This is a genomic window from Microbacterium sp. MMO-35, from assembly GCF_037147555.1.
Lineage (GTDB): Bacteria > Actinomycetota > Actinomycetes > Actinomycetales > Microbacteriaceae > Microbacterium.
The window spans coordinates 406,486-414,428 of the sequence record NZ_JBBCVH010000004.1 but is presented as its reverse complement, the minus strand read 5'-3'; the positions used below and the strand labels follow the sequence as shown (position 1 = coordinate 414,428).

Genomic DNA, 7,943 nt, shown 5'->3' with positions numbered 1-7,943 from the left:
ACACTTCCCTCGGCAACCTCAGCCCCGTGGAGTTCGAACGACTTCACATCCCCGCCGCCACCGCGGCATGATCAACACAAACAACCCGTCCGGAAAAGCGGGTCAGGCTCCGTACGCAACTGGGTGAAGTCAGGAGTTTTGGTGTCATCCCGCATTCCCGGCTCCTCGGCGCACCGTTTCTCGCGCGAGCACATCGAACGAGTGGCGCGAGAGCGAGGCGAATCGAAGTCCGTCGCTGCCCCATCATTCAGCACGATCGGGCCGGAACTTGCTCGCGCCATCGACATTGATCGATGGGGCGCAACGTTGGACGCTAAGGGCGCGTTCCCTGACCTTGTCCGTCGCCTCCTCGCCAGTACGCCAGGCATCACAAATCTCGAGATGCGCGCCCATGAGGGCGTGGCGGCACCTGGGTGGGACGGCTCCGCGAACTCGACCGGTGCCGCGGTGCTGCCGTCCGGACCCCTTCGCTTTGAACTCGGCACGGATGCGAGACCTAAACAGAAGGCGCAGAGCGATTACGACAAGCGCGTCCCTCCGGTTGCCGAAGACTCCGATGCAACGTTCGTGTTCGCGACGCCTCGAAATTGGGCGGGAGGCCAAAACTGGGCCATCGCACGAGCCCGCGATGGGCATTTCGCTGGAGTGCGCGTCCTGGATGCTCATTCGATCGAAGCATGGTTGCTCACGGCGCCAGCTGTGCACTACTGGCTGTCGGAGCGTCTGGGCTATCGGCCGCGCGACGCGTACACGATCACGACATGGTGGGACCGGTTCTCGTCGCGTACTAGCCCGAGGCTTCCGCAGAGCTTTTTCATCGCCGGTCGCGAGTCCGAGTCTGAGAAGCTCGCAAGCTTCCTTAGTGCGGGATTTAGCGCTGAACCGATAACGGTCTCTGCTCCGTGGACCGACGAGGTTATCGCTTTTGTCTTCGCCGCGACCGCAAACGTCGACGGTGCGCGCGAGCGGATTGTCGTCGTGCAGGACGAGTCTGCGTGGCAGCGGATCTCAGAGTCGCGTCAGCAGCTGATTCTCATCCCGCTTCACAGGGACGGGCTCGACCTGGCCGCTGCGATGGATCGCGGCCACCAGGTGATCTTGCCGGCCGGCACCGACGATATCGTGCACGGAGAGCGACACATAGTTCTCCCGCGAATCGGACGGGTCGAGGGTGCTGCAGCATTGCACGAGGTCACCGATCAGGATGTGGACGGGCTCGTAGCGCTCGCGCGCCGGAGCATGCCAGCCCTGTTCCGAAGGATTGGGCGCGAGTCCCGCTATCGTCTCCCTCCCTGGGCCGAACACGCAGATTCGGCCACCGTTATTGCTCCGCTGATCTGCGCTGGCTCGTGGACGAACTCGAACGGTGACCAGGAGATGATCGAACGACTCACGGGAGTGTCAAAGGCACAGATCGAGCACCTCCTGCGTTCGCTCGCCACCAAGCCGGATCCCCCGTTCGTGCGTTCCGGGGGCAATTGGACGCTCGCGTCCCCTGCGGAGGCGGCACTCAGCCTCCTCCCGAAGCTCACCCCGGACAATTACCAGGTCTGGTCCGATGTCGCATTGGATGTGCTCCTCGAAACGGACCCGTACGACGGAATGAGCAGTTTCGAACGAATGCAGGCGCAGGCGAGCGGTGTACGGCCTTCAGCTTCCGGGACTTTGAAACGTGGAGTCACAAATGCTCTCGCGCTCGCCGCAGCCACGAGCGACGATCTACCTACCTTCCAGGTTCAGCTTCAGATCGACCGGATCGTTTATCGACTCCTGACAGAGGCGAGCATCCGCGGGGACACTGGTTGGAGTCTGCTCTCAACATCGTTGCCTGCTCTCGCCGAAGCGTCACCCGACATCTTCCTCGACGCGGTCGACAACGATCTCAGCGCCACCGAACCGCAGCTGTCCGGCCTCTTTCGAGACAAGTCCACCGACTTCTGGGGCTCCTCGTCCCCGCACCCCAGTCTGCTCTGGGCACTCGAGCTGCTCTGCTGGTCCCCCGTCTACTTCTCGCGCAGCGCGTCGTTGCTGGCCAAGCTCACACGAATCGACCCGGGGGGAAGACTCAGCAATCGTCCCGCCCATAGCCTCGCGAGTGTCGAGCTCGGCTGGCTCGTGAACAGCGGTGCGAGCGTCGACGACAAGATCGAGTTTGCTCGCCAGCTCCACCAACGAGACTCAGAGGTGGGATGGAAACTCATCCTCGCCTTACTTCCCTCTCGTCACGCAGTGGCGTTTCCACCACAGAAGCCGAAGCATCGAGACTGGACCGCCTCGAGGGAGTCGGTGACGTGGGCGGACTGGGGCAAGTTCACTGAGGCGATCACGGGCCTGTCCGTCGATGCTGTCGGAGTCAACGCCGCTCGATGGTGTGACCTCATTCCGAAGATCGATGAAATACCGCAGGCGTTCCGCAGTATCGCGCTCGACGCGCTCCAGCAGGCCGCGCAGGAAGACACCTGGTCTCAGAGCGAACGAACGTCCATCTGGCGCACAATCGAGAAAGAGATACTCCAACATCGCGAGTTCAGCTCCAGTGAGTGGGCGATGCCAGAAGAGCATGTGAAGCGTCTCGAGGCCATCGCTGCTGCTATCGAGCCAGCCGACAAGCCAGAGCGCTTCGTGAGCGCCTTCGGGTGGCGGACCCCGATCCCAGGTATGTCGCGGTCAACCGAGGAGTACCGCGTCGAGCGAGATCGTCTGCAGCGCGAAGCGGTCGAAGTTATTCTTCCGCAAGGAATCGATGCACTCACCAGGCTTGCTCTTGCCGTCGAAGATGCGCGCGCGCTCGGCACCGTCCTCGGCGCTCGAACCGATGCGCCTGACGACAAACTTCTCGACTGGCTCGACAGCGACCAGCAAAACCTCGCCCAGGTCGCGCTCGCATTTGTCGGACGCCGCATCACCGAGAACGGCCCGTCGGCGCTCGCGACAATTCTCAACTCGGGTCACGTTGAGAGCGAGCGAGCCCAGATCAACGCCTTGGGCATGCTTCCATTCAGACGCGCGGTGTGGGAGTGGGCTTCGACGCTTTCGGATCCGCTCCAGGATCGCTATTGGAGAAGCGTCCGCGCTTTCCAGGTCGAGCCAGACGAACTCGAGGACGCCCTTCACCTCCTCTGCGACCGCGGACGTCCGTGGCAAGCGCTCGAACTTCTCTCTTACTCACTGGACAATGAACCGAAGCCAAGAGTCTCGATTGTCGAGTTCGTTGTGAATGCGCTTGTGACAACGGACGAGCCACTCACGGACCATCAGATGACGTCGTATTACCTCGAACAGGCACTCGCCTACTTGGAGCAAAAGACACCCAATCACCCACGACTGCCAGTATTCGAGTTCACCTTCTTCGATCTTCTTCATGATCATCGACCATCGACAGCCCTCTACAGGCTGCTGAACGCGAATCCCGCCGAATTCGTCGCGCTCGTCAGCATGGTCTACCGAGGCGAGAACGAGCCAACTGGCGATCCATCCGCTCACGACCAAGCACGCGCGCACCTAGCGTGGAGTGTGCTTCATGAGTGGAGCGAGATTCCCGGTGCGCGCCCTGATGGCACGATCGACGGGGAGCACCTCACGACTTGGGTCCGAGCGGCACGGCTCGCCTTCTCGGAGAGCGCACGGACATCCATCGGCGACGAAGTCATCGGTGAAGTTCTCGCCACTAGCCCTATCGGCACAGACGGCGCGTGGCCTGCCGAGCCAGTGCGCGAGATCATCGAGAGCGCCGGCAGCACACGGCTCGATACCGGGCTTGCGATCGGCCGCTATAACCAGCGCGGCGTGCACTCGCGCGATGTTTTTGACGGCGGAGCCCAGGAGCGGGCGCTGGAAGAAACCTACCAAGCATGGTCGACGCAGATCAGCAGCAAGTGGCCCCGCACGGCGAGAATTCTCCGCGGCCTAGCTGAGGACTACGCGCGTGAGGCCGAACATCACGATGCCGACTCGGAGCGACGTTCCGACGACGGATAGGGTGTCTCCCGCTAGAACGCCCCAGGCACGACCTACTCCGCGACGACTGGCGCGAAGCAGACCAGCTACTGCGACGCCTGCCGACAGAACAGCAATGGGCGCTGCACGACTTCTATCTCCCCGGCCACGACCTCTCCGATGCAGACGCCAACGCAAGTCGCAATGCCGCGATCGCAAACGTCCGACCCTTGCCAAGACGGCAGGGCTCGCCTACCGATCCTTCGCCGCACTTCAGCCTCGGCCTGTACGGAGCCGCGCAGCCGGGGCGCCAGCCCGCGCAGAAACCCCAGGAACGGGAGCCGCGCAGCGAGGGCGCCGCGAATACCGAGCAGTCGCCAGAGCGAACTCCGAGCGGCCAGTCGACACGAGGCGCCTTGCAGACGCCCTCATCCTTCTCGCCAGCGATCTGGCCGCGCGGGCAAGGCTCAAGGAACACGACGCCGAGGATTCTCGAATCTCGCGGGCAAATCCTCAAGGAGCACCCGACTCATCCGCACCTCTGGAACGTACCGATGGTCCTGAGTGACCTCCGGGGAATACAAACACGGAAACAGGAAAACCCCAGGTCAGAGCAACCTGGGGTTTCCCGAATGTTCCACCGTGCGACAACGACTGAAGCCAGTCTCATAACACATGCACCGATGAAGAACAAGCGAACTACCTGATCAGAGGCATTTTCACCGGTCCTGTCACCTGTCTCATCGACCGTCTCTTCGTGGAGCTGGGGGGAATCGAACCCCCGTCCAACGCTGAGTCTCCACGCCTTCTCCGGGCGCAGTCTGTGCAGACGTTCTGCTCGGCTCCGACCTTTGTCACAGACACCTAAGTCGACAAGCCCAGCCTGGGAAGAGTCCCACGCGACGTCCAGACGCCGTCGCGCAGCAAGATTCCTAGATGACGCCAGGATCCGTATCGGAATCACATACGGCCTGACGGACTATCGGGCTCGCTTACGCAGCGAGGGCGAAGTCAGTGCGCTTTGCATTGGCACTTATTGTTTTGCAGGGAGCGTTCACGAGATAACCCTGCATCCTCGGCCCGCTTCTCGTGGATTCACAGGCGCTGTCGAAACCGATCAGCCCCGTGGACCTTCTTGCGAAGGAGCCGCTGTCGCACTGTGGAATTACCGGCGGACGCCGAAGCGCCCGAGCTACCCAGAGTACAACGGTTGCGGAGTCCGCGCCATTCCGCACCGCGGCGGCGACTTCGCGGCACCCGTCGCCGCGATCACGTGCCGTAGAGTCGCGGCATGAGCGAGGTCGTCATCACCGTCCGCGGCGAGCACGAGGTGCGGGTCGCACCCGAGCGCGCCATCGTCAGCCTGTCCGTCGCCTGGGACGGACCCGATCGCGAGGTCGTCGTCAGCCGCACGCTGGCCCTCGCCGAGCCTGTGCGCGAGGGCATCGCGGCGCAGAAGGACGCCGGCGCCGTCGAGGAGTGGTCGAGCCGTCGCCTGGCCGTGCGGTCGGAGCGACCGTGGAGCAACGACGGGACGCGGCTCGCCCTCGTGCACCACGCCTCCGTCGACTTCTCGGCGGTCTTCGTGGACTTCTCCGCCCTCTCCACCTGGGTCGCAGAGGTGTCGGCCGGCGACGGCATCGCCGTCAACGGCACCGAATGGATCCTCACGCCGCAGACGCGCGCCAGGGTGGAGCAGGAGGTGGCTGCGGAGGCGGTGCGGACGGCGGTCACACGCGCCCACGCCTACGCGACGGCGCTGGGACTTGCGAAGGTCGAACCGATCGAGATCGCCGATGCGGGTCTCATCACCGACCACGGTTCGGCGGACATGGCCCCGAAGGCGATGCGCGCCTTCGCGGCTCCCCCGTCGAGCGGCGGCGGTCTCGAGTTGCAGGGCGATGACATCGCGGTCTCCGCGACCGTCGAGGCGCGGTTCGTCGCGGACTGAGCGAGACGGGAGCCGCCCGCCGACGAACCGCCGACGGCTCAGGCCCTGCGGCGTCGCGCGAGCACGATGGTGAGGAGACCGCCGAGCAGCAACAGAGTCGTTCCGATGCCGATCGCCGGCAGCGGATCCGCGCCCGTTGCAGGCAGCGCACCGCCGCCGGACTCGCCGGCTCCGGTCGTCGGCGCAGGGGTGGGCGTGATCGTCGGGGTCGGTGTCGGCGTCACGACGACGGGGGTCAGCACGAAGTCCTGCCCCTCGATCAGCTCGCCGTGCTCCGTGACCGTGACCGTGCGGCTCGTCGGGGTGGCCCCGGTGAACCCGTCCGGCACGGTGACGGCGATCGTGTAGACGCCGGGGGCGAGATCCCCGAGCGCGTACGACCCGTCCGCTCCCGTGATGACCGCGAAGGGACCGCCGGGACCGCTGACGGTCACGGACGCGCCGGGGTGCGGCGCTCCGCCGTCATCCGTCACCGTACCGGCCACGGAACCCAGCCGGGCGAGAGCGAAGTCCACGTTCGCGACGTCGACCGCGACGACGGTCTCGGCACGGGATGCTTCCCCGGATACGAGGTAGCCGGTCGGGGCGGTCACGCTCACCGTGTAGTCCCCCTCCGCCAGGCGCGGGAACGAGTAGGTGCCGTCCGCTGCGGTGACGGTCTGCTCGGTGCTGCCCGGCCCCTCGGCGGTGACCACGACGCCGCCGACGCCCATGCCGCTCGCGGTCACGGTGCCGGAGAGAGTCGGGCGCATCTGCAGCACGAAGTCCTTGCCGGTGATGGGCTTCTCATCCTCGACCGGCACGGTGAACGGCGTCGGCGAGGACACCACCGTGTATCCGCCGGGAGCGGCGATCGTGACTGCATGGACGCCCGCCGGCACGTCGTCGAAAAGGTAGGAGCCGTCAGCACCGGTGACCGCTGTCCGCCCGCTGTCGAGCGTGATGGTGACTCCCGGGATCGGCGTGCCGTGCTGATCCCGTACGGTCCCTGAGACCGGGACGGGCACGATGTCGCGCACGGTGAAGTCCGCCGTGCCGTCGGCCTCTGTGACGTCGACCGTTCGTGCGGGATCGTCGGAGATCTTGCCCGCGGGCGGCACGATCTCGACCCGGTACCCGCCTGTCGCGAGTACGTCGGGGAAGGCGTAGCCGCCGTCGGCCGAGGTCGTGGCCTCGCCCAGGACGGATCCGTCGGACCCGATCAATCTGATGCCCGTACCGGCGGACGGGCCCCCGGCCGTCGTGTCGGTGACGGTGCCGGAGATCGTCCGGGTGAGCGCGGCGAACCAGGTCTGATAGACGGGGAACCCGGCGCGACGGGTGAAGGCGAACGTCAGCGATGAGATCGGCGCATTTGGCTCGAACCAGGCGGCAGCGCCGTTCGTGTCGGCGGCCGCGGCATTGCCGATGAGCGTCGTCGTGGCCGCATCCCAGTTCGGCGTGTCGGCGGCGTCCCCCGTGCAGGACGGCTTGCCGACGAGTCCCGGCGCGCAGTAGTTGAAGCCCCCACGGAACCCGAGCTGCGCAGCCGTGAGCGGCTGACCGTCCGGGCCCACCGCCGTGATCCGCACCTGGTCCGCATCGATGTCGCCGAGCACGAACGTCCAGTTCGTTGTCGGTGTCGGCCGCGCGAACGTATAGGTCGTCTCCGAGGGCGAGGTCGCGTTGTCGGCACGCGGACGCAGGTTCAGGTACTGCTGATCCCTGCTGCTGCCGTACTTCGCCCCGACCTCGGTCGAGGCGGCGAGCCAGGTGCTCGCGCCGGAGATGACGCCCACCGACCCGCTGCGAGAGTCGGTCGCGTAGCTCGCTGTCAACTGCGACGAGGCGATCGTCACGTCACCGGTGTACGCTCCCGACGATCCGGTCATGGCGCCCCAGTCGGCCCACGGCGTTCCGGTGGCCGCAGACGCGGGCGCGCCGAATGCCAGGGTCGAGAGCGCGATGAGCGCGACGGCGGGGAGCGCGACAAGACGTCTCATACCGATATGTTGGCAGAGAACGGCTCCCGCCGCCCCCCCCCCCCCCCCTGGCCCGGGATCATCAACGCGGTACG

Annotated in this window: 3 protein-coding genes and 1 other RNA gene; 2 read left to right on the top strand and 2 right to left on the bottom strand. The window is 65.5% G+C overall.

Going from position 1 to position 7,943, the window contains the following annotated elements; all coding sequences use genetic code 11:
• Positions 1-141 precede the first annotated feature (141 nt).
• Positions 142-3,978 (top strand): hypothetical protein, encoded by a 3,837-nt coding sequence (locus tag WFJ01_RS11580; protein WP_336629078.1) that lies wholly within the window; start codon positions 142-144, stop codon positions 3,976-3,978.
• Positions 3,979-4,691: 713 nt separating this feature from the next.
• Here the strand turns inward: WFJ01_RS11580 and ssrA are convergent.
• Positions 4,692-5,061: a transfer-messenger RNA gene (gene ssrA / locus WFJ01_RS11575) on the bottom strand.
• Between the two features lie 166 nt (positions 5,062-5,227).
• Between ssrA and WFJ01_RS11570 the strand changes: the two genes are divergently transcribed.
• Positions 5,228-5,887, top strand: a complete 660-nt coding sequence (locus tag WFJ01_RS11570; protein WP_336629077.1) for an SIMPL domain-containing protein — start codon at positions 5,228-5,230, stop codon at positions 5,885-5,887.
• Between the two features lie 38 nt (positions 5,888-5,925).
• Here WFJ01_RS11570 and WFJ01_RS11565 read toward each other — a convergent pair whose 3' ends face one another.
• Positions 5,926-7,869: an MSCRAMM family protein gene (locus tag WFJ01_RS11565; protein ID WP_336629076.1), complete on the bottom strand. Its 1,944-nt coding sequence runs from the start codon at positions 7,867-7,869 to the stop codon at positions 5,926-5,928.
• Between the last annotated feature and the right edge of the window lie 74 nt (positions 7,870-7,943).